At 73.6% G+C, this 25,726-nt stretch carries 26 protein-coding genes; 10 read left to right on the forward strand and 16 right to left on the reverse strand.

The features are described from left to right. The first annotated feature begins 48 nt into the window (after positions 1-48). Positions 49-642 (forward strand): MBL fold metallo-hydrolase, encoded by a 594-nt coding sequence (locus OG509_RS04635; protein WP_406180338.1) that lies wholly within the window; start codon positions 49-51, stop codon positions 640-642. 30 nt (positions 643-672) lie between these two features. Here the strand turns inward: OG509_RS04635 and OG509_RS04640 are convergent, their stop codons facing one another. Further along, entirely contained in the window at positions 673-1,449 is a 777-nt protein-coding gene (locus tag OG509_RS04640) for an SGNH/GDSL hydrolase family protein (protein WP_406180340.1), read from the reverse strand. After that, positions 1,436-2,005, reverse strand: a complete 570-nt coding sequence (locus OG509_RS04645; protein WP_406180342.1) for a PadR family transcriptional regulator — start codon at positions 2,003-2,005, stop codon at positions 1,436-1,438. Before OG509_RS04645 ends, OG509_RS04640 begins: the two co-directional genes overlap by 14 nt. Before the next feature lie 119 nt (positions 2,006-2,124). Here OG509_RS04645 and OG509_RS04650 point away from each other — a divergent pair, with 119 nt between their 5' ends. Genes OG509_RS04650 through OG509_RS04660 form a run of 3 tightly spaced genes read left to right on the forward strand, consistent with a single transcriptional unit; the run spans position 2,125 to position 3,802 of the window. Continuing rightward, complete coding sequence (locus tag OG509_RS04650) at positions 2,125-2,574, forward strand: nuclear transport factor 2 family protein (RefSeq protein ID WP_406180344.1); 450 nt, start codon at positions 2,125-2,127, stop codon at positions 2,572-2,574. A gap of 44 nt (positions 2,575-2,618) precedes the next feature. Next, positions 2,619-2,933: a MazG-like family protein gene (locus OG509_RS04655; RefSeq protein ID WP_406180346.1), complete on the forward strand. Its 315-nt coding sequence runs from the start codon at positions 2,619-2,621 to the stop codon at positions 2,931-2,933. Further along, on the forward strand, positions 2,933-3,802 hold the full coding sequence (locus OG509_RS04660) for a RimK family alpha-L-glutamate ligase (protein ID WP_406180348.1): 870 nt from the start codon (positions 2,933-2,935) through the stop codon (positions 3,800-3,802). The genes OG509_RS04655 and OG509_RS04660 overlap by 1 nt, the downstream gene beginning before the upstream one ends. Here the strand turns inward: OG509_RS04660 and OG509_RS04665 are convergent. Together OG509_RS04665 and OG509_RS04670 are read right to left on the reverse strand one after the other, a co-directional pair. Next, on the reverse strand, positions 3,771-4,781 hold the full coding sequence (locus OG509_RS04665; RefSeq protein ID WP_406180350.1) for an endonuclease/exonuclease/phosphatase family protein: 1,011 nt from the start codon (positions 4,779-4,781) through the stop codon (positions 3,771-3,773). The two genes, OG509_RS04660 and OG509_RS04665, sit on opposite strands and share 32 nt — an antisense overlap. A 40-nt stretch (positions 4,782-4,821) precedes the next feature. Then, positions 4,822-6,873, reverse strand: coding sequence for a SpoIIE family protein phosphatase (locus OG509_RS04670; RefSeq protein WP_406180352.1), 2,052 nt, complete (start codon positions 6,871-6,873; stop codon positions 4,822-4,824). A gap of 383 nt (positions 6,874-7,256) precedes the next feature. On the opposite strand from OG509_RS04670, the gene OG509_RS04675 reads away from it, so the two are divergent. From OG509_RS04675 to OG509_RS04685, 3 genes are all read left to right on the forward strand, one after another. Further along, positions 7,257-7,625, forward strand: coding sequence for a hypothetical protein (locus tag OG509_RS04675; protein ID WP_406180354.1), 369 nt, complete (start codon positions 7,257-7,259; stop codon positions 7,623-7,625). A gap of 174 nt (positions 7,626-7,799) precedes the next feature. Continuing rightward, a complete protein-coding gene (locus OG509_RS04680) occupies positions 7,800-11,726 on the forward strand; it encodes a helix-turn-helix domain-containing protein (protein ID WP_406180356.1) in 3,927 nt (1,308 codons plus the stop codon). 130 nt (positions 11,727-11,856) lie between these two features. Beyond that, complete coding sequence (locus tag OG509_RS04685; RefSeq protein ID WP_406180358.1) at positions 11,857-13,158, forward strand: serine hydrolase domain-containing protein; 1,302 nt, start codon at positions 11,857-11,859, stop codon at positions 13,156-13,158. 66 nt (positions 13,159-13,224) lie between these two features. On the opposite strand, the gene OG509_RS04690 is transcribed toward OG509_RS04685, so the two are convergent. From OG509_RS04690 to OG509_RS04730, 9 genes are all read right to left on the reverse strand, one after another. Beyond that, positions 13,225-13,998, reverse strand: coding sequence for a class I SAM-dependent methyltransferase (locus OG509_RS04690; RefSeq protein WP_406180360.1), 774 nt, complete (start codon positions 13,996-13,998; stop codon positions 13,225-13,227). A 54-nt stretch (positions 13,999-14,052) separates the two neighbouring features. Continuing rightward, on the reverse strand, positions 14,053-15,000 hold the full coding sequence (locus tag OG509_RS04695) for an ABC transporter permease subunit (RefSeq protein ID WP_406180362.1): 948 nt from the start codon (positions 14,998-15,000) through the stop codon (positions 14,053-14,055). Then, the gene (locus OG509_RS04700) at positions 14,997-15,935 is read right to left on the reverse strand and encodes an ABC transporter ATP-binding protein (RefSeq protein ID WP_406180364.1); all 939 of its coding nucleotides are present in this window, start codon (positions 15,933-15,935) and stop codon (positions 14,997-14,999) included. Before OG509_RS04700 ends, OG509_RS04695 begins: the two co-directional genes overlap by 4 nt. Next, positions 15,932-16,378, reverse strand: coding sequence for a GntR family transcriptional regulator (locus OG509_RS04705; protein ID WP_406180366.1), 447 nt, complete (start codon positions 16,376-16,378; stop codon positions 15,932-15,934). Before OG509_RS04705 ends, OG509_RS04700 begins: the two co-directional genes overlap by 4 nt. A gap of 86 nt (positions 16,379-16,464) precedes the next feature. Further along, positions 16,465-17,289 (reverse strand): hypothetical protein, encoded by an 825-nt coding sequence (locus tag OG509_RS04710; RefSeq protein WP_406180368.1) that lies wholly within the window; start codon positions 17,287-17,289, stop codon positions 16,465-16,467. Then, entirely contained in the window at positions 17,273-18,199 is a 927-nt protein-coding gene (locus OG509_RS04715; protein WP_406180369.1) for a sigma-70 family RNA polymerase sigma factor, read from the reverse strand. Before OG509_RS04715 ends, OG509_RS04710 begins: the two co-directional genes overlap by 17 nt. Continuing rightward, positions 18,196-18,423, reverse strand: a complete 228-nt coding sequence (locus tag OG509_RS04720; protein ID WP_030161020.1) for a hypothetical protein — start codon at positions 18,421-18,423, stop codon at positions 18,196-18,198. The genes OG509_RS04715 and OG509_RS04720 overlap by 4 nt, the downstream gene beginning before the upstream one ends. Before the next feature lie 145 nt (positions 18,424-18,568). Further along, positions 18,569-19,942, reverse strand: coding sequence for a sensor histidine kinase (locus OG509_RS04725; RefSeq protein ID WP_406187463.1), 1,374 nt, complete (start codon positions 19,940-19,942; stop codon positions 18,569-18,571). A 121-nt stretch (positions 19,943-20,063) separates the two neighbouring features. After that, positions 20,064-20,741, reverse strand: coding sequence for a response regulator transcription factor (locus OG509_RS04730; RefSeq protein WP_385589853.1), 678 nt, complete (start codon positions 20,739-20,741; stop codon positions 20,064-20,066). Positions 20,742-20,873: 132 nt separating this feature from the next. On the opposite strand from OG509_RS04730, the gene OG509_RS04735 reads away from it, so the two are divergent. Continuing rightward, positions 20,874-21,515: a hypothetical protein gene (locus OG509_RS04735; protein WP_406180371.1), complete on the forward strand. Its 642-nt coding sequence runs from the start codon at positions 20,874-20,876 to the stop codon at positions 21,513-21,515. Positions 21,516-21,551: 36 nt separating this feature from the next. On the opposite strand, the gene OG509_RS04740 is transcribed toward OG509_RS04735, so the two are convergent. Continuing rightward, positions 21,552-22,457 (reverse strand): aldo/keto reductase, encoded by a 906-nt coding sequence (locus tag OG509_RS04740; RefSeq protein ID WP_406187464.1) that lies wholly within the window; start codon positions 22,455-22,457, stop codon positions 21,552-21,554. Between the two features lie 129 nt (positions 22,458-22,586). Between OG509_RS04740 and OG509_RS04745 the strand changes: the two genes are divergently transcribed. Continuing rightward, entirely contained in the window at positions 22,587-23,537 is a 951-nt protein-coding gene (locus OG509_RS04745; RefSeq protein WP_406187465.1) for a DUF5937 family protein, read from the forward strand. Positions 23,538-23,555: 18 nt separating this feature from the next. Here OG509_RS04745 and cynS read toward each other — a convergent pair whose 3' ends face one another. Together cynS and OG509_RS04755 are read right to left on the reverse strand one after the other, a co-directional pair. Next, on the reverse strand, positions 23,556-24,026 hold the full coding sequence (gene cynS / locus OG509_RS04750; RefSeq protein WP_406180372.1) for a cyanase: 471 nt from the start codon (positions 24,024-24,026) through the stop codon (positions 23,556-23,558). Positions 24,027-24,075: 49 nt separating this feature from the next. Beyond that, positions 24,076-24,705, reverse strand: a complete 630-nt coding sequence (locus OG509_RS04755) for a carbonic anhydrase (RefSeq protein ID WP_406180373.1) — start codon at positions 24,703-24,705, stop codon at positions 24,076-24,078. A gap of 124 nt (positions 24,706-24,829) precedes the next feature. Between OG509_RS04755 and cynR the strand changes: the two genes are divergently transcribed. Continuing rightward, complete coding sequence (gene cynR, locus OG509_RS04760) at positions 24,830-25,717, forward strand: transcriptional regulator CynR (protein WP_406180375.1); 888 nt, start codon at positions 24,830-24,832, stop codon at positions 25,715-25,717. The last annotated feature ends 9 nt before the right edge of the window (positions 25,718-25,726 follow it).

Raw genomic sequence — 25,726 nt, forward strand, 5'->3', positions numbered from 1 at the left:
CATGAGTGCCACTCGTGAACTCCCGCCGCTCCCACAAGGATTGGGGCCATGACAGACGCACCGCTCGGCCGCAGCGCCGCATACAAGGTCCTGACCACCGGCTACGTGGGCTCCACCGGCCCCGGAGTCGCCGCCACCGTCTCCTACGTCCACGACGCGGGACGACACGTGATCTTCGACCCGGGCATGGTCGCGAGCCACGAGGACATCCTCGTCCCGCTCGCGGAACTGGGCCTCGGCCCCGACGACATCACCGACGTGGTGCTCAGCCACCACCACCCGGACAACACGATGAACGTGGGCCTCTTCGGTCGTGCCCGGGTGCACGACCACAAGGTGGAGTACCAGGGCGACCAGTGGACGAACCGTGACGCGGAGGGCTACGAACTCACCCCGTCCCTGCGCCTGATCCGTACCCCCGGCCACAGCGCCGAGGACATCACCCTGCTCGCCGGCACAGACACCGGCGTGGTCGCCTTCGCCGGGGACCTGTGGTGGCACGCGGACGGTCCCGCGGAGGACCCGGTGGCCCCGGACCGCGAGGTGCACCGCGCCTCCCGAGTGCGCGTACTGGCCGCGGCGGACCTGATCGTGCCCGGCCACGGCAGCCCGTTCAAGGCCGACGACGGCACTCCCCGCTAGGAGGCGTCCCGGGTAAGGGAACGGCGGCGCTCACGGACGCACCGGGAGGAGCTCCGGGCGCTTGGCCGTACGGGCGTCCCCGGAGGAGCGGCCGCGCAGGCGCCGGCCCAGCCAGGGGCCCAGGAACGCGGCGGCCCAGCGCAGTTCGGCGGCGAGGGTGGGCCGGGGAGTCCCGTCCGGGGGCAGCGGGTGCGTCCACGAATCGTCGCTGCCCGGCAGGCCGAGGGCGTCCGCGAGCGAGGCGGCGATCCGCTCGTGGCCGAGCGGGCCGGCGTGCAGCCGGTCCGCGCTCCACAGCCGGGGGTCGGTGACCACGGGGTGGTGTCCCGTCTCGACGACGACCACCCCGTGGCGCCCGGCGGCCGTGCGGATCCGGTCGTTCAGGGCGCTCACGCGCGGGGCCAGCGGGCGGGCGAGCGGGGTGATCCGCCCGAGGTCCGGGAAGGTCAGCGTCATGACGTGCGCGCCCTGGGCGGTGAGCGCGGCGAACATCGCCTCCAGGTGGCCGGCGACCTCGTCCGCGTCGAACCGCGGCCGCAGCACGTCGTTCACCCCGGCGACCACGGTGGCCAGGTCGGGGCACAGGGCGAGCGCGGGGGCGAGCTGCTCGGCGCGCACCTGCCCGGCGAGCCGGCCGCGGACGGCCAGGTTGGCGTACCGGACACCGGGGTTGTGGAGCGCGAGGTGCTCGGCGAGCCGGTCGGCCAGACCCCGCAGGCCAATGGTGTCGTCGCCGTCCCCGAGTCCCTCGGTCTGGCTGTCGCCGAGGGCCACGTACCGTACGTACGGCTGCTCAGCGCGCGGCACGGGCCGCCTCCCGCTCCCGCAGGACCGCGATCGTACGCTCGCACCAGTCGCGGTTGCCCTGCTCGAAGGCGAGACCGCGCAGGCAGGTCAGGTACGGGCCGATGCGCTCGCCGTACCGCAGGAAGTCCTCCTCGGAGCGGTCGCGGCGCATCTTGAGCAGCAGACCGCCGAACAGCTCGACCTTGGCCCGGGCGACGGCGGCGCGCTCGGCGAGCTGCGCGATGAGCGTCGCCGGGTCCACGTGGTCGGCGGCCTGGACCTTGACGATGAGGTCGTCGCGCATGGAGGAGGGCTTGGTGGCGGATGCGGTGAACTGCTCCAGCTCGGCGAGCCCGGCGTCGGTGACGGTGAACAGGCGCTTGTTGGGCCGGGTGTCCTGGACCACTTCCCGGCCCGTGATCAGCCCGTCCTGCTCCAGCCGGGCCAGCTCGGCGTAGAGCTGCTGCGGGAGCGCGTGCCAGAAGTTCGCGACGCCGAGGTCGAAGGCCTTCGCCAATTGGTACCCGCTCAGCTCCTCGTCCAGCAGCGCCGCCAGTACGGCGTGGCGCAAAGCCATCGGATCGCCTCCTTCTCGCCTCTGTTTCCGGGGTCGCCCCTGTGCACGGACGCCTCTCGCATGATACTCAAGAAACTGACTAATCACATTGATGAGTAGATGACCCTCAGGGAGAAGCCGTGACCGCAGCAGACCGCTTCCGCGCCGCCGTCGACAGCCGTGACCTCGCCGCACTGGAGGGCCTGTTCACCGAGGACGTGCGCCTCTACAGCCCCGTGAAGTTCACGCCGTTCGAGGGCCGGCCGATGGTGCTGGGGCTCTTCGGGGTGCTGCTGCGCACCTTCGAGGACTTCCGCTACGTCGGCCAATACACCGGCAGCGCCGAGACCAGCGCCGACGGCTCCGTGGCCCCCTCGGAGGTCCTGCTGTTCCGGGCGACGGTGAACGGCAAGGCGATCCACGGCATCGACCTGGTCCACTTCGCCGAGGACGGCCGGATCAAGGAGTTCACCGTGATGGTCCGCCCGCAGTCCGCGGTGCACGCGCTGGGCGAGGCGGTCCTCGCGGGCCTGGTCGCCGACGGCCTGGCCCCTGCCCCTGCCCCTGCCGGGGGGTCCGCGGGTCGTTAGGCTGCCGGGGCAGCAAGCGATCGTACGCACGCCCGGAGGAACCGGTGGACATCCGCTCGGCCCAGCAGCTCGCCTGGGACAACAAGCTCGCGAAGGGCTTCAACACCACAGACGTGCCACTGGAGTTCGGGCTGCTGACGGCCGAGGTCGGGGAGGCCTTCACCGCCTGGCGCAGGAAACTGCCCGACTTCGGCGAGGAGCTCGCGGACGTGTTCCTGTACCTCGCGGCGCTCGCCGAGATGAACGGCATCGACCTGGAGTCCGAGGTGGAGCGGAAGCTGGCCAAGAACCGCGACCGCGTCTACGTACGGGACGAGCGGGGCGTGCTGCTGCGCGTCGAGAAGAAGGGGAGTTGCTGATGGCCGTCACCACACGGGTCGCCCTGGCCACCTCGGAGCCGGGCCTGGCCTGGGACTCCGACCTGCCGCTGATGCTCGATGCGCTGCGCGCCCGCGGGGTCGACGCCGTGGCGGCGGCCTGGGACGCCCCGGACTTCGACTGGTCGCGGTGCGCGGCCGTGGTCGTACGGTCCACCTGGGACTACGCCGCGCGGTGGCCGGAGTACCTGGCCTGGGCCGACGCGGTGCAGGGCGCGACGCGGCTCGACAATCCGGCCGCGCTGGTGCGCTGGAACACCGACAAGCGGTACCTCGGGGAGCTCGCCGGCCGCGGGGTCCCCGTCGTGCCCACCCGGTTCATCGCCCCCGGCGAGGCCGTCGTCCTGCCCGGGGACGGCCAGTTCGTCGTCAAGCCGACCGTTTCGGCAGGCGCCCGCGACACCGGTCGGTACGCGCAGCACCACCACGAGGCGGCCGCCGGGCACGTCGCGGCACTCCACGCGGCCGGATCGACCGCGATGGTGCAGCCGTACCTGACCCGGATCGACGAGGGCGAACGGGCGCTCGTCTTCCTCGGCGGCGCCTTCAGCCATGCGATGCGCAAGGGGCCGGTGCTGACCGACCTCGGGGGCATCGACAACGACCGCGTGCCGCATCCGGATCTGGTGCCGCACCGGCCCTCCGCGGCCGAACTGGCCCTGGCCGAGGCCGCGCTGGCGGCCGCACCGGGGGCGCGAGCGCTGCTGTACGCGCGGGTCGACATCGCGACGGCGGACGACGGGACGCCGGTCCTGATGGAACTGGAACTCGTGGAGCCGAACCTCTTCCTGGGCCACAGCGAGGACGGGCTGCGGCGCTTCACCGACCTCGTCCAGGAGCGCGCCACGTGATGTGAGCGGCGACGGGCAGGTGGTCGCTGCCCGTCGCCGACAGCGACCGGATCCTCGTGACGGTCGCCGAGCGCGTCATGACCTGGTCGATCCGGGCCAGCGGCAGCGAAGCGGGCCAGCTGAACGCGAAGTCCCGGCTCGGCGGGTCCATGCGCGAGGTGACCGGGTCCAGCCCGCGGTCGTCCACGGTGCTGTTGAGGTCCCCGAGCAGGATGAGCGGTTGCGCCGGCTCGGCGGCGATCGCGGCGCCGAGCAGTGCGGCGCTCTCGTCGCGGCGTACGGAGCCGAAGCCGTGCGTCGGGCTCAGGCGTACGGAGGGCAGGTGCGCCACGTACACGGCGACTTCGCCCCGCGGTGTGCGGGCGGTGGCGCGCAGTCCGCGGTTCCAGTCCTCCCCGAGGCCGGCCGGCCTGATGTCCACCGGCCGCACGTCCGCCAGCGGGTGCTTCGACCAGAGTCCGACCGTGCCCGCCACCGCGTGGTACGGGTACTGCGGCGCCAGCACCGCCGCGTACGCCGGCTCGGCGGCGGGCGTCAGTTCCTCCAGCGCGAGGAGATCGGCGCCGGTGCCGGCCAGGGCGCGGGCGGTGCCCGCCGGATCCGGGTTCTCGTCGCTGACGTTGTGCTGGACGGCGAGGAGATCGGGTGCCCGGTCGTCGCCGGGGAGCAGGTGGCCGCCGAAGAGGGCGAGCCAGGCGGCGGCGGGCAGCAGCGCCGCGGGAGCGGCCACGGACGAACGGCGCAGCAGCGCCAGGGCCGCGAGGACCGGGACGGCCAGTCCGAGCCAGGGAAGAAACGTTTCGAGCAGGCTGCCGGGACGGCCCGGCAGCGCATCGGGCACCGCGCCGTGGAAGACCAGCAGGCAGGCGACGAGGGCCGCGGCCCCCGCGAGGACGCGCCCCCGGCCGCGCCACGACCACGGCCCGGGCCGGCGCCCGGGCCGGCGCCCGGGGCCGCGCCCCGCCCCCTGCTCGTCCACGCGCCCTGCTCCCGATCGGCTCTCCGTCCCACGTCGCACGCTACGACGACGCCCGGCGCGGTGATCCGGTTCCCGTACCCGGCGTGCGTCCGGGGACCGCGCTGATGCGGGCGAGGACCAGGACCGTGTCGTCGGTCGCCGTGTCGGGCAGCAGGTTGGCGAGGATCCGGTCGACCCCCTCCTCCAACGAGCCCAGCGGGGCGCGCAGTTGATCGCGCAGCGCGTCGATGCCGGTGTCGATGTCCTGGCCTCGGGCCTCGACGAGGCCGTCGGTGTAGAGGGCCACGGTGGCGCCCTCGGGAATCTCGACCTCGATCGACCGGTACGGTACGCCGCCCACCCCGAGCGGGACCCCGAGCACGTCGCCGATGGCGTGCACGGTCCCGTCCCGGTGCCGTATCAGGGGCGGCGGGTGGCCGGCGTTGGCGATGCGGGCGCGGCCGGTGTGGGGGTCGTACAGGAGGTACAGGAAGGTCGCCCACTCGATGCCGGCCTCCTGCGCGCAGGCGTCGAGTTCCTCGATCAGGGCGGCGGGCTCGGCGGTGTGCCGGGCGATCGTCTTCGCGGTGATCCGCAGCCGGCCCATGGCCGCGGCGGCCGGTACTCCGTGTCCCATCACGTCGCCGACGACGAGGGCCACCCGGTCGTCGGGCAGGGTGATCGCGTCGTACCAGTCGCCGCCGACCTCGGTGCCGCGGCTGCCGGGCAGGTAGCGGTGGCTGATGTCCACGTACGGGCCCGCCGCGGGGGCGCTGGGCAGCAGGGCCCGCTGGAGGGTGAGCGCGATGTCCCGGACCTTGCCGTACAGCCGGGCGTTGTCCAGGCACAGCGCTGCCCGCGAGGCCAGTTCGCCGGCGAGGCCGAGATCCTCCTCCGCGAAGGCCGGGCGGGCGGCGGAGCGGCCGAACATGGCGATGCCCTGCACCGTGCCGCGCGCGATGAGCGGTGCCATGAGGATGCAGGTCAGCCCGCTGTCCAGCAGCAGCTGCGCGCGTTCCCGGTGCACCACGGTCCGGGTGGCGAAGTCCTCGTCGACCGTGAAGCAGAGCGGGCGGCCCGTTCCCAGCATCTGGTGGATGTGGGAGCCCGGCGGGTACGTGACCTCCTCCAGGCCGCCGACGAGTTCGACGGCGGGCTCGGGGAGGGTGGTGCCGGAGGCGATCCGGCGGGTGGTCACGGGCAGCGCCGGGTCGAAGGCCTCGTTCTCGTCCATCCACTCCACGAGTTCGACGACGGAGGCGTCGCAGAACTCCGGGACGACCGCGCCGACCAGCTCGCGCGCGGTGGTGTTCAGGTCCAGGGTGGTGCCGATGCCCGCCGCCGCCCGGTCGAGCAGGGCCAGGCGCCGGCGGGCGGCCGTCGCCTCCAGGATGGCCTGCTCGCGGTCGGTGACGTCCAGCAGCAGTCCGCCCAGTCCGCGCCGGGTGTCGCCCGCGCCGCTGAGCGGGAAGAAGCTGACGGAGCGCACCTGGTCGCGGTCCGGGTGGCCCGGTGTGCGCAGGCCCACGAGGGTGCCGATCACGGTACGGCCCTCCTCCGCCACGGACCGCAGCATGCGCTGGTACTCCCCGCCGTCCGAGGTGATCATGATGTCCGCCATCCGGCGGCCCAGGTGCGCGTCGAGCGGGATCCCGTCCATGTCGGCCAGGGCCTGGTTGAGGTGGACGTAGCGCAGCTCCTCGTCCAGCATGACCAGGCCGATCGGGCAGGTCTCGAAGAGGGCGTCGAGGAAGGACAGGTTCGTCTTGACCCGGTCCAGCTCGTCGCCCCGGCTGGCCAGCCCGATGACCACGGAGTCGCCGGAGGCCGCGGTCATCGGGAAGACCCGGAAGCCGCAGTCGAACACCGAGCCGTCCCGGTGGAGCGCGGGCAGCCGTACGCGCCAGTAGCCGAGGGCACGGGCGCGCTCCGCGAGGTGCGCGGCCGTGCCCGGGCCGTCGCCGGGGGCCGGCTCGGGGAAGAGGACGGCGGCGGGCCGGGTCAGTACCGACCCGGCCTCGTGGCCGAAGAGGTTCTGCGCTCCGGGGCCCCAGTAGCAGACCCGGTCCTCGCCGTCGATGCCGAAGACCGCCACCACCACGTGTTCCAGCAAGGACCCCGGTTCGGACCGGATCGGGCCGGGGCCATCCGCGCCCCCCAGCCGGTCCGATGGCATCGGCAGGCCCCCTTCTGCGCGCGTCTCGCCGCGCTCGTGGCTGACCGGCGCCCGCGCGGCGGGCACGGGCTGCCCCCTCAATTCTGCCCGCCATCGGGGAGGACGACATCACGGCGCCGGACGGGAGCCGGCCGGTGACCGCCGGTGACGGTTGCCCTCGGTCCGGCGGCCGGGCAGGTCAGGGCGGGTTTCCCGGCCGGGCCCGGCGATGGGCGACGGGAAACCCGTCGACCCCCGCGGGCCGCCGGGCAAGGCTGAAGGCGTCAGCACGCCGGGACGTCGACACCGACGTCGACACCGAGGCAACCCAACAGGGGGACATGATGCGCAAGATGATCCGCGGCGCCGCCGCACTCGCCACCGCCGCCGCGGCCGTCGTGGCACTGAGCGGCCCGGCCGACGCCAGGCCCGCCGACGACTGGGCCGGCTGTCCGTACGGGTCGGTCTGCATCTACCCGCAGGACCAGAACCCGGCCGTCAAGCCGAGCCACGTCTTCACCAGCTACGGAGCCCACAACCTGAGCAACCAGTACGGCCGCCACTGGGTCCTCAACAACCAGTACGGCGGGGCCACCGCGAGCCTGTGCACCGGCTACGACGGCAAGAACTGCGGATCCCCCATCGCCCAGGGCACGGGCGTCTACGCCGATCTCGGGCCGATCAACTCCATCACCCTCAATCGCCCGTAGTCGGGCACCTGTTCGCGGCCTTCCGGGTCCGCCGCTCCCCCGGCGGCCCCGGAAGGCTGCTGTACTGCGCGTTTTCCGCCACGCCGACCCGACGCGCGTTCTGCCGTCCGACCCCCGCGGTAGCCTGGGACGTTCCATCTCACAACCTGGGCGCGCTGTGCCATGGGGGATGCCGTGGGGGACCCGGACCGCGGACGCGACACCGATCACCACATCGATCACCAGCCCGATCCACCCGAAGCGGCCGCAGCCGCCGGATCCGCCGCGGCCTTTCCCGCCCAGTTGCGGCGGCTGCGGGTGCAGCGCGGCCTGTCGCTGGCCGATCTGGCCCGTCGTACGCACTACAGCAAGGGCTACCTGAGCAAGATCGAGACAGGTGCCAAGCGCGTCACCCACGACGTCGCGTCGCGCTGCGACCGGGTGTTGGAGGCGGGGGGCACCCTCCTCCAGCTGCTCCCGGAGGCCGAGGTGCCCAAACCCCGTAGCGCCGCCGCGCCGGCCGGCCAGTCGCAGTCGCAGTCGCAGTCGCAGTCGCAGTCGGCGGGCGAATGCCCCTACCGCGGCCTCGCCGCGTTCACCTCGCGCGACGCCGACTGGTACTTCGGCCGCGAGCGGGTGACCGCCGCCCTGGTCGAGCGGGTCTTCGAACGGATCGGCAGCGGCCCGCTGGTGCTCGTCGCCCGGTCGGGCGCCGGCAAGTCGTCCCTGCTCAGCGCGGGTCTCGTACCGGCCCTGCGGCGCACCGGCGGGTTCCCGATGGCGGGCGCCGACGGGTGGCCGGTCGTACGGTTCACCCCGACCGCGCACCCGCTCCAGGAGCTGCTGGACCGCACCGCGAAGGTGCTCGGCGGCGATCTCGGCATCACCGTACGGGAGCTGCGCGACCGGCCGCGGCGGCTGCTCGAAGCCGTCCGCGGACTGGCGCCCGAGACCCCGGACGGGTCCGGGGAGGGCCGGCCGCCCTCCGTACGGCCGGTATTGCTCGTCGACCAGTTCGAGGAACTTTTCACCCTCTGCTCCGACGAGGACGAGCGGCAGGGCTTCGTCCGCGTCCTGTGCGCCCTGGCCACGGCGGGGCCGGAGCCGGCGACGCCCGACCCGGCCGTCGTGGTGCTCGGCGTACGGGCCGACTTCACCGGCAGCTGCCTGGACCTGCCCGGACTGGCCGCGGCCTGCACCGACGGGCTGTTCGTCCTCCCGCCCATGTCCGTGGCCGAGCTGCGCGAGTCGATCACCCGCCCGGCGGAGCTCGCCGGCCTCACCCTCGAACCGGGCCTGGTCCAACTGCTGCTGCGCGACGCGGGCTTGCGGGAGGAGCCCGCGGCGGCCGCAGACGCCGTCGCGGCCGCGCCCGGCGACACGCCGTCGGGTGCGTTGCCGCTGGTCTCCCACGCGCTGATGGCCACCTGGCAGCGGCGCGCCGGGGCCACCCTGACGGTCGCGGGGTACGAGGAGACGGGCGGCATCCGCGGCGCGGTCGCGCACACCGCCGAGAGCGTGTTCGCCCGCCTGTACCCGGAAGAGCAGCGGACCATCCGCCGCATCCTGGTGGCACTGGTCCATGTCGCCGACGGTACGGGGGCGACACGGCGGCGCACGGCCCGTACCGAACTGATGGAACAGCTCGCCGACGCGGACCGGGCCGCAGCGGCCCTCGACGCGTTCGTCCGGGCCCGGCTGATCACGATGGACAGCGACACCGTCGAGATCACCCACGAGGCCCTGCTGCACGCCTGGCCGCGGCTGCGCGGCTGGATCCACGCGGACCGGGACGGTCTCCTGGTCCACCGGCAGCTGGCCCACGCCGCCGAGGAGTGGGAGCGCGAGGGCCGCGATCCGTCCGTGCTGTACCGCGGGAGCAGGCTGGGGGCCGCCCGCGCCTGGGCCGACGAACTCGACGGCAGGAGCCGGCTCGGCCCCCGGGAGGCGGACTTCCTGCGCGCGAGCCGGGCCGCCGAGGACGCGCGGCGGACACAGGCCAGGCGCCAGGTCCGGCTCCGGCAGCGGATGCTGGCCCTGCTCGTCGTCCTGCTGGCCCTGGCCCTGACCGCCGGGGCGGTGGCGTACCAGCAGCGGGCGGGCGCGCTCGGCCAGGAGCGCACCGCCCGTTCGCAGGCCCTCGCCGTCCGGTCCACCTCCCTCGCCGCCGGTAGGCCCGAGGACTCGATGCGGCTCGCGGAGGAGGCGTACCGCACGGAGGCGAACCCCGAGTCGCGGGGCGCGCTGCTGAGCACGCAGTCCCAGCAGTTCCTCACCCGGCTCGGGGGGCACGGCGGACCGGTCAACGCGGTGGCGTTCGCCCCGGGGAGCCGGCTGCTGGCGAGCGCCGGTTCCGACGGGAAGGTGCTGCTGCGGCGGGTCGCGGACCGGCGGACGACGGTCACCCTCACCGTGCCGGGCCGGGTACGCGCGATCGCCTTCGCGCCCGACGGCCGGACCCTCGCGGCGACGTCCACGGAAGGGCCCGTCCGGGTGTGGGACACGGACGGGCACGGCATCGCGGTGCTCCCCGTGCAGACGGCGGACGCCCGGGCCGTGGCCTTCGCGCCCGACGGGCACACGCTCGCCGTCGCGGGCGCCGACGGGACGGTCCGGCTGTGCGATCCCGCGGGTGGCGGGGCTGCCGTGACGGAACTCGCCGGGCACACCGGGAGGGTCAACGCGCTGGCGTACGCGCCGGACGGCCGGACGCTGGTGTCGGCGGGCGCCGACCAGACCGTACGGCTGTGGGACCCGGTGGCTGCCCGTCAGCTCGCCGTCCTCGCGGGGCACACCGCCGAGGTGCTGGGGGTGGCGTTCGCGCCGGACGGCCGGACGGTGGCCTCCGGGGGCGTCGACCGGACGCTGCGGCTGTGGGACGTGGCCGAACGCCGTACGACGATGGCGCTGACGGGGCACAACGACGACATCAACGCGGTCGCGTACACGCCGGACGGCACCACGGTCGTCAGCGCGGGCGGCGACGGCACCACCCGGCTGTGGGACGTGCGCAGCGGCCGGCCGGTCTCGACGCTGGCCGGGCACACCGATTACGTGCTCGGGGTGGCGGTGGACTCCGGCGGCGCGCTGCTGGCCACCGCGTCCTTCGACCAGTCGGTGGTGCTCTGGGACCTGCGGGGTGCGGTGCTGACCCCGCGCCCGTTCACCGAGATCTGGCATGCCGCCTACAGCCCGGACGGGAAGCTGCTGGCCACCGCGGACGCCGATCACACGGTGCTGCTGTGGGAGGTGACCGGGCGGCGGGTGGTCGGGACGCTCGCGGGCCACACCGGGACGGTGTTCTCGGTCGCCTTCTCGCCGGACGGCCGGCTGCTGGCCTCGGCGGGCTCCGACGGTACGGTCCGGCTCTGGGACGTGGCCTCCCGTACGGCGCTGGGCACGCTCACCGGTCACGGCGGGATCGTGTACGCGGTGGCCTTCTCCCCGGACGGGCGGATGCTGGCCTCGGCCGGTTCCGACCGGACGGTCCGGCTCTGGGACGTGGCCTCCCGTACCGCCCTGGACACGCTCACCGGTCATACGGACTTCGCGAACGACGTGGCGTTCAGCCCGGACGGCCGCACGCTCGCGAGCGCCGGCGACGATCTGACCGTACGTCTGTGGGACGTGCCGGGGCGGCGGCCGCTGGCCACGCTGACCGGCCACGCGGGCGCGGTGCGGGCCGTCGCGTTCAGCCCGGACGGGCGGACACTGGCGAGCAGCGGCAACGACGGCACCGTACGGCTGTGGGACGCACGGCGGTTGGGGGCCGGGACCGAAGCCGGGGCCGCAGCCGGGGCCGAAACCGTGCTCTCGGGCCACACCGGCTCCGTCCGCGCGATCGCCTTCTCCCCCGACGGGCAATGGCTGGTCAGCAGCGGCAACGACCGTACGGTGCGGCTGTGGGACGTGGCCGGGCGGCGACTGTGGGCCGCCCTGACGGGCCACACCAGCGCGGTGTGGGGCGTGGTCTTCTCCCCCGACGGGCGGACGGTGGCCAGCAGCAGCAACGACGGAACGGTGCGGCTGTGGAACCCGGATGCCGACGCCCGGCTGGCGGGGATCTGCCGGCTGCGCACGGACACCGCGTGGCTGAAAAGCACCCCTGCCTGCACGTTCTGAGGTGGCTGGTGCACGGGCCGTACCCGGTGGCCACGTACGATCACAGCCCGCGGACTTGACCGCCCCGCGGCGGCGAGTCCGCGACTGCGACAGCTAAACCCATTCCGCCACCTTGTAGTTGAGGAATTACGTGCGCCTGCCTTTCGACCGAAGCCTGACTCTCAGTGCCGCCCTGCTCGCGGTCGTGGCCGCAGCGGTGCCGGCGACCGCCGCCCACGCGGCCGCGAGCCCCTTCTCCGCCCCGGCGGCGGCGCAGACCGCCGCCACGACCGCCCCCACGCCCGATATGGAGGCCGTGACGCAGGCGTTGAAGAACACCACCGCGGCCGGGGCCCCCGGCGCCATGGTCCGCATCACCGGTTCCGGTGCGCCGCTGACCAGTGCGGTGGGCGTCCAGGACCGGACCACGGGCGCGGCCATGGACGTGAACGGCCGCTTCCGGATCGGTAGCGTCACCAAGTCGTTCTCCAGCGTCGTACTGCTCCAGCTGGTGGACGAGGGGAAGATCAGCCTGGACGCCCCGGTCAACCAGTACCTGCCCGGCCTGCTCCCCGACGACCGCATCACGGTGCGTCACCTGCTCACCCACCGCAGCGGGTTGTCGGACTACACCAACGCGATGTTCGACAAGACCGTCCCGGGCTTCGAGGCCGTCCGGAACAAGGTCTTCACCTACCAGGAGCTGGTCGCCCTCTCGCTGCGCGAGCCGCGCACGACCGAACCGGGCGTCTCGTACCAGTACTCCAACACCAACTTCGTGGTCGTCGGCATGCTCATCGAGAAGGCCACCGGGAACGGCGTGGCCAAGGAGTACGAGCGCCGCATCATCAAGCCGCTGAAGCTGAAGAACACCTCGTACGTGCACCCCTCGACGGCGATCAAGGGCGCGCACCTGCACGGCTACCTGCACCCGGACGAGGAGGGGGCGCCGCTGGTCGACTCCACCGAGCAGACGGTGTCCTGGGCGCAGTCCGCCGGCGCGATGATCTCGAACGCGGCCGATCTCAACACCTTCATGTCGGCTCTGCTCGGCGGCAAGCTGCTGAAGCCGGGCACGCTGGACGCCATGCTCACGATGACCCCGACGGACGCCGCGAAGACCCGCTTCTACGGGCTGGGCCTGCGCCGCTACGACCTGTCGTGCGGTACCTCGGTGTACGGGCACACGGGCACGGTGCAGGGCTTCTACACGTACGCCTTCACCACCCGTGACGGGAAGCACAGCCTGGCCGCGGTGGCGAACACCTCGAACAGGGGCGCGGCCAACACGGCCCTGGGCGGCACGCTCGAAGGCGCGTTCTGCGGGAAGAAGACCCCGGCGGCCCCGGCCGCCGCTCCGTCGGCGGCCCCCGCCAAGCGCAGCTTCGCGCTGATCCCGGCCCTGACCGCGGCCCCGGCCGAGCAGGACCTGCCGGAGCACGGCTCGCGCTGACCCGGTCGGCCCGACCGTCCGCCCGTGCCGTTCGGCGGTTCTCCGCCGAACGGCACGGGTCCGGGTTCAGGCGGTGACGCGGATCTTGGACTGGCCGTGGCCGAAGCGCTCCCAGTCCTCCATGAACCGGGCCTTCAGCCCGTGCCGGGCCGCGAGTTCGACGAGGGTCTGGGTGCGGTAGTAGAAGTCCTCCCGCAGGACCTGGTGCTCTGTGCCCTCGGTGCGGTCGAAGGTGAAGTCGAAGAAGCCGCCCGGGGCCAGGATCCGGCCGACGTGGGCGAAGCACTCCTCGATGACCTCGATCGGCGAGTGGGAGAACACGCTGTGGGCGTGCACGACGTCGAAGTACGCGTCGGGCAGGAAGTCCAGCGTGAGGTCCTGGGTGAGCGTCAGGTGCGGCAGCTTGCCCTGCAGTTCCTGCCGGGCCAGCGTCTGCTTCGCGGATATGAGGATGTCGGGCGAGATGTCGATCCCGTAGTAGTGGCCGGGGTCGAGGTGCTCGATGAACCGCCATCCCGCGCGCAGGTTGCCGCAGCCGATGTCCAGCATCGTGTGGTGCGGGGCGAGGCCGTGCTCCGCGAGGTAGTCGAACTGCATCTTGCCGAGGGCCAGCCAGCGGTCGTGCGTCTGGCTGCCGACGGCGGCCTCGGGGCTGCGGGCGGTGTCGGAGGCCATGACCGCACGGTAGTAGCCCACGTGGTCGGGGTGCTTGAGCCGCAGCCAGCTGTCGCGGGCGGCGCGGCGGACGTACGGGCCGATGCGCGCGGGGTTGCGAGCCGCGTAGCGGACCTTGTGGGTGAGGGTGGTGCGGTTGGCGACGAGGTTCTTCTTGGTTGCCATGGGAGGTTCCTCCGGAAGAAGCGGTGGAGAGGGCCGGGCCGGACCGTGGCACGCTCAGCCGAGGCGGCGCCGGCGCAGCAGGCCGGCCGTCAGGATCACCAGGGCCAGGGCCAGCAGCAGGTAGACCGTGGTGTCGATCCCCTGGAAGGTCCAGAAGCCGGAGCTGGGGTACACCTTGTGGACCCGGCCCACGAAGCCGTGCTCGTCCATGCACCGGCGCAGCTCCTCGCCGGAGAACAGGCAGTTCTCCAGCGGGTGTTGGGCCCCGTCGGGGGTGAGGTAGCGGTATCCCGCGGACCAGGCGCTGCCGATGAGCTGTTTGGGCGTCATCCCGGCGGTGACCCGGTCGACGGGGGTGACGAAGTCCCGGCGGAAGAAGGTCAGTACGGCGGCCGTGCCGAGGACCGCGGCGAGGGTCAGGCCCATCGCGGGAAGCGTACGGCGCACCAGCAGGCCGATCGCGGTGCCGGCGGCCAGGGCGAACAGGGCGCCGGCGACGGCCGAGGGGCCGGACGCGTTGAGGATGTACGGGTCGTGCCAGTACACGCCGTCGTACATGTTGGAGATCGGCGCCCACCACCAGGCGATGAGTCCGGCGACGGCGGTGGAGACGGCGACGGCGCAGAGCGCGGCGAGGCCGAACCGGGCGGCGAACCAGCTGCGGGCGCCGGTGTCCTGGGTGAGGACGACCTTGATCGTGCCGCTCTCCAGCTCGCGGCCGATGAGCGGCGCTCCCCAGAACATGCCGATGGCCGCCGGGAGGGCCAGGCCGATGGCGCCCAGGGTGCGGATCCCCCCGTTGCTCTCGGTCATGGCGTCGTAGGTCTCGGGCGGGCAGTCGCCGTTCCAGCCCTTGCACTGCGAGAGGTCGTAGCCGCTGATGGCCTCGATCAGGTCCGCCCGCCGCAGGGCGACCCAGATGGTGAGGACCGTGACGAGCACGGCTCCGGTGAGGATGAGCAGGCGCTGCTGGCGCCAGGCGAGCCACAGGGTGCCCGTCATGCCGCGGCCTCCGTCACGTGTGCGGCGCTCTGGCTCTGCGGCGCGGAGCGCAGGTGGGCCAGCAGGAGCTCTTCGAGGGAGGGAGCCCTGGTGATCCAGCGCTCGTCGACCCCTGAGGGGAGGGACGTGCCGGGTGCGTTGCGCAGGAGCGCGGTCAGCTGGCGGCCGGTCGTGCCGGCGTGGACGACGGCGCCGCGGTCGGCGCCGCGCGGCAGACCGTCCGGGGTGTCGGGGTCGGCGCGGCCGGTGAGCCGGGTGTACGCCTCCCGCAGGTCCTGGGTGTCACCGGCGAGCCGGATCCGTCCGCCCTGCAGGAGCAGGACGTGGTCGCAGACGTCCTCCAGCTCGGGCAGGACGTGCGAGGAGATCACGACGGTGATCCCGCGGTCGGCGACCTCGGCCATGAGCAGGCCCATCACCTCGTGGCGCACCAGCGGGTCGAGGTCGGCGAGCGGCTCGTCCAGCAGGAGCAGGTCGGCCTGTTTGCCGAGGGCCAGGGCCAGCGCGACGCGGGTGCGCTTGCCTCCGGAGAGGGTGGCGATCCGGGTCTTCGGTGAGATCCCGCCCTCGCCGACGATACGCTCGGCCTTCGCCTGGTCCCAGCGGCCGGTGCTGAGCCTGCGGCCCACGGTCAGCATGTCGGCGACGGTGAACTGCGGGTAGAGCGGCTTGTCCTGGCTGACGAAGGCCGTCCGGGTACGGGCGGCGCGGGTGCCGGGGAGTGCGCCGAAGACCCGTATCTCTCCGGTGGTGGGCCTCAGCAGACCGGTCATGAGGTGGAACAGCGTGCTCTTGCCGGCCCCGTTGGGGCCGACGAGCGCGGCGATCCGGCCCGCCGGCAGTTCGAAATCGCAGTCGTGCAGGGCCCGGTTCCCCCGGAAGTGCTGCCCTATCGCGGTTGCCCGGAGCGCCGGTTCGGCGGTCGGGTCGTTCACGTGGTGTCCTCTCGTGACGGTCGTTCCGTGCCGGCCCCCGCGGCCCCCGCCGGTCCCCGCGGCCGTGCCGCCGCCTCGGCCAGCGCCGCCTCGACGAGCGCCAGGACGTCCTCGCGCCCCAGCCCCGCGGCGTGCGCGCGGGTCACCCAGGCGACGAGGTCGGCGCGCAGCGGCGAGTCGGCCGCGGCTTCGGGGCGGGAGAGCGAGCGGGTGACGAACGTGCCCTGTCCCGGGCGGGGTTCGACGAGGCCTTCGCGCTCCAGCTCGCGGTAGGCCTTCAGCACGGTGTTGGGGTTGATCGCGGTGGCTTCCACCACGGCCCTGGCGGTCGGCAGCCGGTCCCCCGGTTCCAGGACGCCCAGTCGGAGTGCCTGTTTCACCTGGTTGACGAGCTGCAGGTACGTGGCGACACCACTGTGCCGGTCCACCTGAAACTCGATCATGCGCCTGCCTCATTCCACTAATGCCTTAGTGGAATGGTGCAGCGCGGGGTCACGGTCCGTCAAATCGTTGACCGGCGCTTACCCGATCACGTGGTCCGGAGGCGGGGCGGGAGCCGGGGCGGGGTGCGGGGACCTGACTTCGGAGGGCGGCCGGGCGCGGCCGTCAGGTCGCGGATGCGGTCGGTGAAGTCAGGGTCGGGCAGGGGGAGTTCGAGGTCGTCGTCGACGTAGCTGACGGCGGCCGAGACGTACTCCATGACGGCTTTGACGGTGCCGGCGCCGCGTCTGGTCCCGGCTCCGCCGGGCCGCAGCGCCCGTAGGACGCGCAGGGTGGTGGGCAGGCTCGCATCGGCGGCGAGGTCACGCTCCGCGCCGTCGAAGACCACCGTGGCCGCGTCCCTCGCGTCCCCTGAGTCCGATGCGTCCGGTGCATCCAGCGCGTCCGGTGCGTCTGCCGCCTGCTGCCCGGTGGCGGTCGGCGCGCTCTGGCGTCGCCACCAGACCGCCTCGTGGTTTTCGCCGAGCGCGAGGTGGTGGAGGTACAGGCAGTACGAGGCGATCGAGTCCCCGGCGCCGGCGGCGTACTGCCACCAGAAGCGGGCGGAGTCCTCCGCGTCGGTGAGCAGCAGGATGCAGCCGAGGACGCGGGCCCCGGAAGGCTGGGGCAGTTTGTGGGTGAGGAAGTCGCCGAGCGCGGTGACGGCGGTGCCCGTGACGGCCGTCTCACACAGGGCCTGGAGGTCGCGGGCGGCTCCCCGCATACCCTTCTGCGGTTCGCCGGCCGCCGCGCCGGGCGACCGGGCGCCCACCCCGTGGTGGGGTGCGCCGCCGGTGTCCGCGATGTCGGCGGGCGCGTGCGAAGTGGAGTGGAGTCGGGCGCGGGCCAGTAGCTGGTCAATGGTCGAGGTCACCGGAGACCTCCTCCTCGGCGGTGGTGTCCGGGTACAGGGCGGCGTGCAGATTGCGCTTGGCGTGCCGTGCGGTGGACCGTACGGAGGCCAGGGAGACACCCAGTTCGTCCGCCGCCCGGGCCTCCTCCAGTCCGCACAGGTACAGCAGGACGATGACGTCCCGCTGCATCGGCGCGAGCCCCCCGACGGCCCGGAACAGGGCCATCGACTCCTCGACCTGCCCGATCGGGTCCGGGGCGAAGTCGAGGGCGACCGTGTCGAAGGCGGCCTCGACGAGGCAGGGGCGGCCGTTCTCCTTCGGGGCGCGTTCGAGCACCGTCTGGCGCAGCATCGGCCATGCGAACCGCTCGGGGTTCTCGCTGGCGAGTGCGTCGTGCCACAGCATCAGCAGGAGCGTGAAGACGTCGTCGACCGCCTTCTCGACCAGGCCGCCCCGGCGCAGGAACGCCGAGGCGTAGCTGGTGTAGTGCGGGCGGTGCATCTGCTGGAAGGCCCGGAAGTCCAGCGGGGCCGAAGCGGTCGCGGTGCGGTGGCGGGCGCCGCCCTCGTGGAGGCAGTCCTTGATCCACGAGGTGCGCTTGCCGATGTCCTGGGCCGCGATCACCCAGCGCAGCCGCATCGTGTCGTACGGCAGGCCGGGGCGCTCCAGCGCGAGGAGCACCGTACGGACGAACACCCAGCGGGGGTAGCGTCCGACGGCCCGCAGCAGTTCGGAGATGTGCCCCTTGTCCCGGCCGGTGCGTGCCTGGAGCTCGTCCAGCGTCACTCCCCTGCCGTGGATGGCATCGCGCAGCGGCTCCAGCCAGGCGCGGTGCGCCGGTCCGGTGCCTTCGGTGATGGGGCCCAGCGGCCGGCCGGGCTTGCCGCGCCGGCCCTGGGGGAGGTCCTGGGGTGCCGAGTGGAGGTTCATCCCCGCGGCTCCTCGTCCCGGTCGGGCACCTGTGCGGCGGCCCGCTCGCGGCGGCTCTCGGCCACCCCGGTGCCCGCCTGCACGATCTGCTGCACGCCCAGTGCGACCGACGGGATCAGGGCGGTGACGGCCGCGACGGGCTGTCCCGCCACGACCATCACCACACTGAAGGCGAAGATCGCTAAGAGCGCCACCACGGTGACGATCATCCGGTTGTTCTTCATCGCGCCGTCCTCTGGCTGCTTTTGCGCCTGGTTGGTGTCTGTCCGGGATGCGGCTCATGGCGTTGCCACGCCCCCCTTCAGGAGCCGAAGCAAGCATGGAGTGAACAGAGTTGGACAGGTGCGAAAAAAGCAGAACGGGGAACAATCAGAACCCGGTGTCCGCCCCGCTTCCGTCAGGTTCCAGGGGGAGCCGCGCCACCAGACGGGCGCCCACCGGCGCGTCCTGGACCGTGAGGGATCCGCCCAGGCGGGTGGCGATGTCACGGGCTATGGCCAGGCCCAGGCCCGTACCTCCCTCGTCCCGGCTGCGGGCGTCGTCGAGGCGGGTGAACCGCTCGAAGACCCGCTCCCGGTCCGCCATCGCGATACCCGGCCCGTCGTCGCGGACCTCCAGTACGGCGGTGCGCCGGGGCCCGTCGACGCGCAGGACGAGCCGGACCCGCCGGTCGGCATGGCGCTGGGCGTTGTCCAGCAGGTTGGTGACGAGCCGGGCGAGCCACAGCGTGCTGCCGCGTACGACGACCTCGGGAGCGATCTCCGCGTCGACGGGGATCCGGTCCCGGCGGCGCGAGCGGGCCGCCTCCCGGGCCACGTCCGCCAGGTCGACCGCGGCGTCCGGCGGCGCCTCCCCGGTGTCCAGACGGGCCAGCAGGAGCAGGTCGGCGGCGAGGTCCTGCAGCCGTACGGTGTCCTCCAGGGCCCCGCTGACCAGCTCGCCCCACAGCGCCGGGTCGGGGTGTGCCTGGGCGACCTCCAGCTGGGTGCGGAGCACGGTGATCGGGCTGCGGAGCTCGTGCGAGGCGTCGGCGATGAACCGGCGCTGACGGATCCCGGCGGCCTCCAGCCGGTCCAGCGTGGTGTTCATGGTGACGGCGAGCCGGGCGATCTCGTCCTGGCTGGGCGGCACCGGGACCCGCCGGTGCAGGTCGCGGTCGCTGATCTCGGCGACCTCGGCGCGGATCGCCTCGACGGGCCGCAGCGCCCAGCCGGTCACCCGCCAGGTGACCAGGGCCACGGTGAGCACGAGCAGCGGAGCCACGACGGCGAGTACACCGGTGATGGCGTCGTCGGCGGTGTCGGCCTCCCGCAGGGAGGTTCCGGCGTACACGGTGACCAGCCCGTCCGCGGTGACGGTGGTGACCTGGACGACGCGGTGGCGGCGGTCGCCGCGCGCCGGGCCCTCCTTCCAGGTGTCGCGGACCGTGCCCGGTCCGCCCGGCCGGGCCGGGGTGAGGGCGGGGCGGCCGGCGAGGTTGGGGCTCGCCGCCAGCACCCGGCCCTGGGCGTCGACGACCTGGACGAAGTCGGCGCCGCGCCCGGGGGTCACCACGGTGTCGAACCGTCCCGCGGCCACCAGCCCTGCGGTGGAGAGGGCCTGGCGTTCGGCCGCGGCCTGGGCATCGCGCATCAGGTTGCCGTCGAGGATCCCGAGCAGGGCGAAGGACGCGGCGCCGAGGGCAAGGGCGACCACCGCGGAGGCGCCGAGCGTGGCCCGGGCGCGGACGGACCGGGGGCGCAGACGCCGTGCGAGGTCGCGTACGGAGTCGGGGCGCGGGCCCCGCGCGAGCTCGCGGACGCGGCCGCGGGCGCGCTGGAGGAGGCGGCCGGGGAGACGGGCGGCGGCGCCGACGGTTCTCCGATCAGCCACCGTCGGCCGCCAGCCGGTAGCCCGCGCCGCGGACGGTTTCCACGGCGGCCCGGCCGAAGGGTGCGTCGATCTTCCGGCGCAGGGCGCTGACGTGGACCTCGACGACGTTGAGGTCGCCCTCGTACGCCGCGTCCCAGACGTGCTCCAGTATCTCCCGCTTGGGGACGACCTCCCCGGCCCGCCGGGCCAGGTACACGAGGACCGCGAACTCGCGCGAGGTCAGCCGGGCCTCGGTGCCGGCCCGCGTGCACCGCTGCCCGGCCGGGTCGATCAGCAGATCGCCGAACTCCATGATCTGCGGGCTGCGGCGGCCGGTGCGCCGGATGAGGGCGCGCAGCCGGGCGACGAGGACCACGTAGGAGAAGGGCTTGGAGAGGAAGTCGTCCGCGCCGGTGTCGAGGGCCTCGGCCTCGTCGTACTCGCCGTCCTTGGCGGTGAGCATCAAGATCCCCGACTCGCAGCCGCTCGCCCGCAGCCGGGCGCAGACCCGGTAGCCGTTGAGTCCGGGCAGCATGATGTCGAGCACGATGGCGTCGTAGTCGTGCTCGCCCGCCAGCCACAGGCCCTGCGGGCCGTCGTGGGCCACGTCCACGGTGAAGCCCTCGGCCCGCAGACCCCGCTGGAGGGCAGCGGCGAGCCGCCGTTCGTCCTCGACCACCAGTACGCGCATGGGGACAGGTTCTCAGGTCGTGTCGGCCGCTTGCTGAAGAGGTCTTCAGCCGGCTTCAGCAGAGCTTCAGCATCCGGCGCGCACGATCTGCCCAGCCGGGCAGCGTGCCCGCAGAACACGAGGAGCATGTCGATGACTCAGTCCAGTCCCCAGCCCGCCGAGCCGCCCGCAGGCCCGGGCGAGGCCAAGACCGCGGCCGACGCGACCGGTGCGGCGGCGGGTCGCCGCGGCCGGCTGGTCCGGCTGGCCCGTGAGGGGCGTACCAGATGGGTGGCCCTCGGGGCGGTCGTCGTGATCGGCGGCGGGTTGGCGGCGGTGGCCGTGGCCGAGCACGGCCACCACGACCGCATGCGGGGCGGTTTCGCCGCCAAGGTCCGCGCGCACGGCCCCGGGGAGCCGATGGAGGGCTGGGCGGGCCCGATGCCGCACAGGGGCGGTGAGCCCGAGGTCGTCGACGGCGACCGCGGTTTCCCGGGCGGAAAGGGAGCGGTGGGCCGGGGGCCGGGCGGCGGCCGGGCGGACGGCTCCGCCAAGGCCGCCCCGGTGCCGCTGCCCGCACTGGCGGCGGCGCAGGCGGTGGAGAAGGCCACGGCCGCCGTCGAGGGCGGCAAGCTCGAATCGCTGCGGGCCGTGGCCCAGCAGGGCGGCGGCAGCGCCTGGCTGGCCGTCGTCCTCGGTCCGGACGGGGTCCGGCATGCCGTGACCCTGGCCGGCGCCGACGGTGCGGTCACCGGCAACACCGTCGCCGGGAAGGGGCCGGTCGGTCCCCGCTGATGGCGACTGACGGCCGGGCTGCGTGCCGCCCGGCCGTCAGTCGCTGCGGCCGACGGAGTCCAGGACGGCGAGGTCCTCGGCGGAGAGGCGCAGGGAGGCCGCGGCCACGTTGGCGGTGAGGTGGTCCGGGTTCCCCGTCCCGGGGATGGCCAGGACGTGCGGTCCTCGGTGCAGGGTCCACGCCAGCCGGATCTCGGCGGCGCCCACCCCGTGGGCGCGGGCCACGCCGAGCACCTCCGGGTGCTCGGCGCCGCCCGCGCCCGCTTCGCGTCCCGTGCCGGCGATCGAGTAGAACGGCACGTACGCGACCCCCTGCTCGCCGCAGGTGCGCAGGAACGCCTCCTGCTCGGGCCGGGCGCCGAGCCCGTACAGGTTCTGCACGCAGACCACCGGTGCGATGGCCCGGGCTTCGGCGAGGTGCCCGGGCTGTACGTTGGACAGGCCGAGGTGGCGGATGAGTCCCGCCTCGCGCAGGTCGGCCAGGGCGCCGAAGCGCTCGGCGATCGAATCGGTCCCTACGATGCGCAGGTTCACCACGTCGAGGTGGTCGCGGCCGAGCTGGCGCAGGTTCTCCTCGACCTGGCCGCGCAGTTGATCGGGAGTGGCGTGCGGCAGGAACTCCCCCGACAGGGCCCGGCCGGGGCCGACCTTGGTGGTGATGACGAGGTCGTCCGGGTAGGGGGCCAGGGCCGCGTTGATCAGCTCGTTCGCGGAGCGCAGCGGGGAGAAGTAGAAGGCGGCGGTGTCGATGTGGTTCACGCCGAGCTCGACGGCGCGGCGCAGGACGGCGATCGCCCGGCCTCGGTCGCTGGGGGTGGCGCCGGGGGCGAACGCCGGGCCGTCCTGGGTCAGGCGCATCGCGCCGAAGCCGAGGCGGTTCACTTCGAGGTCGCCGAGCCGCCAGGTGCCGGATGCCGCCGCGGTGAGGGTCTGCGAGGTCATGGAGGTCATGGAGGTCATGCCGGAATGATCTGCGGGCGGTAGGGTCGGGGCCATTGATTCGGGCATGTGTGAATCCAAGGGGTGGTCCCGCTGGCGGAGTTGGCGTTCTCGGCGGGCGATCTGGCGCAGATGCGGTTCGCCGTCTCGCCGCTCTGGGAGGTGGTGACCAGCTTCCGTCGGCTGCTGAACGACGGGGCCGTGTCGCCCGTGTACCGGCCCTGGGCGGAGCAGGTACGACCCCGGCTGGCCGCCGCCGGGCTGGACCGGGGGTGGCTCGTCGAGCTGATCCCGTCCTCGAAGTACGTGCCCCACTTCCTCAACCCCGCGCCCGCCGGACCGGCCCCCGCCCTGGCGGCGGAGCTGGCCGAGCTGGTGTCGGCCCCCACCGAAACGGTTCGCCGCAATCTCGACCACCTGCACTACCACCAGGGTTCGCCCGGCCCCCGCGCCCGGGCCCTGTACGCGGACCCGCCGGCCCGCCTGCCGCGGCTGGCGCAGGAGGTCGAGGCGTACTGGAAGCTGGCGCTCGCCCCCTACTGGGCACGGATCCGCGCGGTGCTGGAGGCCGATGTCTTCCACCGGGCCCGGCAGGCCGCCGAACAGGGCGCGGGCCATGTCATCAACGAGCTGCACAGCGCCGTCCGTTGGGATGAGAACGCGCTGAGCCTGGTGCGCCGCACCCGGCCGCTGACCCGGGAGATGGCGGGCCGGGGGCTGCTGTTGGTGCCCTCGGCCTTCCTCGGGCCGGGCCTGCTGACCCGGATGACCCCGCCGGATCCGCCGCAGATCGCCTACCCGGCGCGCGGGGTCGGCGCGCTGTGGGCGTCCCGGCCGCCGACCGCGAAGGCGGATGCCGTCGCCGCGGTGCTCGGCCGCTCCCGGACCCTGCTGCTGACGGAGCTGGACGCCCCGGCCTCCACCACCGAACTGGCCCGGCGTACGGGGCTGTCGGCGGCCGGGGTGTCCCAGAGCCTGACGGCGCTGCGCGACGCGGGGCTGGTCAGCGCGCACCGGGCGGGCCGCTCGGTGCTGTACGCCCGCACCGCGGTCGCCGAGGCACTGCTCGGCGCATCCGCTTGACCGGACAGCCCGTGGACCCTAGAACGGCTTGGTCGGGAGGTACTTGCCGTCGAGGGTGATGACGGCGCGCTCTCCGCCGTCCGGGTCGGCGACCTTCTTGACGTCCAGCTTGAAGTTGATCGCGCTGATGATGCCGTCGCCCAGCTGCTCGTGGACCAGGGCCTTGAGCGTGGTGCCGTAGACCTGGAGCATCTCGTAGAAGCGGTAGATCGTCGGGTCGGTCGGGATGCCGCCGGGGATCGAGCCGCGGGTCGGGATGGTCTGGAGGAGCCGCGCGGCGTCGGCGTCGAGGCCGAGGAGCTCGGCGACGGCCTCGGCGGAGGCTGCCGGCAGGGGGTGCTGACCGAGCACCGCGGCGGTGACGAAGGCGACGGACAGGCCGGCCGCGTCGGCGATCTGCTGCCAGGAGAGGTCCTTGCGGGTCTTGGCGTCGACGGCGGCGACGGCCAGGGCCTGGCGGGCGGAGGGGTCGAACTGGGCGTGGATCATGGGAGGTTCCTCTACGTGGTGGGGTGGTTCAGGGAAGTCGGCAGGGGGTTCAGGCGGCGAGGGCGGCGGACCGGCCGGCGGCCGGGTCGATCCGCTCGACCTTGCCGGTGGGGATGTCGTACACCCAGCCGTGCAGGGTGACGGCCCCGGCGGCCAGGGCGCAGGCCACCGCCGGGTGCGTGGCGAGGTTCGCCAGCTGCGCGGCGACGTTGCCGCGGATCAGGGCACCGAGCTCGCGCTGCGGCGCCTCGGCCGAAGCCCCGCCGGGCGCCCCGGCCGCGGCGGCGTGGCGCAGCCAGCGGGCGATGGCGGGCAGCTCCGCGAGGTCCTGTCCGGCGGCGAGCGCGGTCATGGCGCCGCAGGCGGAGTGTCCGCAGACCACGATGGATCGCACGCCGAGGACGGCGACCGCGTACTCGATGCTGGCGGCGACGCCGTCGCTCCCGTCGGCGCCTTCCACGGCGTCCGGGTGGGCCGGTACGAGGTTGCCGGCGGTCCGGATGACGAACAGCTCGCCCGGCTCCTGCTGGGTGATCAGCTCCGGGACGACGCGGGCGTCGGAGCAGCCGATGAAGAGCGTCTGCGGCTGGTGGGTGGTCGCCAGGTGGGCGAAGAGCTCCGCCTTTGCCGGGAAGACGTCCTGTTGAAAGTGCGCCAGGCCCTCGGTGAGGTCGTGCACGGTCACTCCCTTCGGTGGTGTCGGCCCTGGCCGGGCTGACGAGATCCACCATGCATGACCTGTAGCTATAGTGTCCAAGACGTACTGAGCATGATCGCTATTGCTGCGATCTATACTTCTTTCCATGCCTCTGGAACTGCGCCATCTCCGCTATCTGCTGGCCGTGGCCGAACACGGAAGCTTCACCCGCGCCGCCGAGGAGCTGCGCATCTCGCAGCCCACGCTGTCGCAGCAGATCAAGCAGCTGGAGCGGACCGTGGGCGTCCAGCTGCTGGACCGCACGGGGCGCTCCGTACGCCTGACCGACGCCGGCGCGACCTTCGTCCCGTACGCGCGCCGCGCACTCCAGGACCTGGCCGCTGCCGAGCGGGCCGTACTGGACGTCGCGGACCTGTCCAGCGGCAGCCTGCGCCTCGCGATGACCCCGACCTTCACCGCGTACCTCCTGGGCCCGCTCGCCGCGGAACTCCATGCCCGCCACCCCGGAATCACCCTGAACGTCAAGGAGATGACGCAGAGTCAGCTGGAGGCGGCGCTGCTGGCCGACTCCGTCGACCTCGGCATCGCCTTCTCGGGCACGCACCTGCCCGGGATCGGCGCCACCGACCTGTTCACCGAGACCCTCGGCCTCGTCGTCGGCCCCGACCACCCGCACGCCGGCCGCACCGAGCCCCTGCCCGTGTCCGAACTCCCCGCCTGCCCCCTCGCGTTGCTCAGCGGGGACTTCGCCACGCGGACCCACGTCGACGCGTACTTCCGCCGGCACCGCGTCGCACCGCGGATCGCGGTCGAGGCCAACTCCATCAGCGCCCTCACCGAGATCGTCCGGCGCACCGGGCTGGCCACGGTGCTCCCCGACGCGCTCACCCGCGACGGCACCCCGCTGCACCCCGTCCCGCTCGCGCCCGCCCTCCCCGCGCGGACCGTGGCCCTGCTGCGCCGCGAGAGCGCGTACGAGAGCGCCGCCGCCCGCGCCTTCACCTCGCTCGCCCGGCAGTGGGCGCACCCCTGAACCGGCCGC

The organism is Streptomyces sp. NBC_01006, assembly GCF_045162725.1.
Taxonomy (GTDB): Bacteria; Actinomycetota; Actinomycetes; order Streptomycetales; family Streptomycetaceae; genus Streptomyces.

Coding starts and splice junctions, on each gene's coding strand:
- OG509_RS04645 (WP_406180342.1), bottom strand. CDS start 2,005: ATGGCTTTGCGCCACGCCGTACTGGCGGCGCTGCTGGACGAGGAGCTG.
- OG509_RS04720 (WP_030161020.1), bottom strand. CDS start 18,423: ATGAAGAACAACCGGATGATCGTCACCGTGGTGGCGCTCTTAGCGATC.
- OG509_RS04730 (WP_385589853.1), bottom strand. CDS start 20,741: ATGCGCGTACTGGTGGTCGAGGACGAACGGCGGCTCGCCGCTGCCCTC.
- OG509_RS04690 (WP_406180360.1), bottom strand. CDS start 13,998: ATGGCAACCAAGAAGAACCTCGTCGCCAACCGCACCACCCTCACCCAC.
- OG509_RS04705 (WP_406180366.1), bottom strand. CDS start 16,378: ATGATCGAGTTTCAGGTGGACCGGCACAGTGGTGTCGCCACGTACCTG.
- OG509_RS04715 (WP_406180369.1), bottom strand. CDS start 18,199: ATGAACCTCCACTCGGCACCCCAGGACCTCCCCCAGGGCCGGCGCGGC.
- OG509_RS04695 (WP_406180362.1), bottom strand. CDS start 15,000: ATGACGGGCACCCTGTGGCTCGCCTGGCGCCAGCAGCGCCTGCTCATC.
- OG509_RS04735 (WP_406180371.1), top strand. CDS start 20,874: ATGACTCAGTCCAGTCCCCAGCCCGCCGAGCCGCCCGCAGGCCCGGGC.
- OG509_RS04635 (WP_406180338.1), top strand. CDS start 49: ATGACAGACGCACCGCTCGGCCGCAGCGCCGCATACAAGGTCCTGACC.
- OG509_RS04740 (WP_406187464.1), bottom strand. CDS start 22,457: ATGACCTCGCAGACCCTCACCGCGGCGGCATCCGGCACCTGGCGGCTC.
- cynS (WP_406180372.1), bottom strand. CDS start 24,026: ATGATCCACGCCCAGTTCGACCCCTCCGCCCGCCAGGCCCTGGCCGTC.
- OG509_RS04675 (WP_406180354.1), top strand. CDS start 7,257: ATGATGCGCAAGATGATCCGCGGCGCCGCCGCACTCGCCACCGCCGCC.
- OG509_RS04660 (WP_406180348.1), top strand. CDS start 2,933: ATGGCCGTCACCACACGGGTCGCCCTGGCCACCTCGGAGCCGGGCCTG.
- OG509_RS04745 (WP_406187465.1), top strand. CDS start 22,587: ATGCGGTTCGCCGTCTCGCCGCTCTGGGAGGTGGTGACCAGCTTCCGT.
- cynR (WP_406180375.1), top strand. CDS start 24,830: ATGCCTCTGGAACTGCGCCATCTCCGCTATCTGCTGGCCGTGGCCGAA.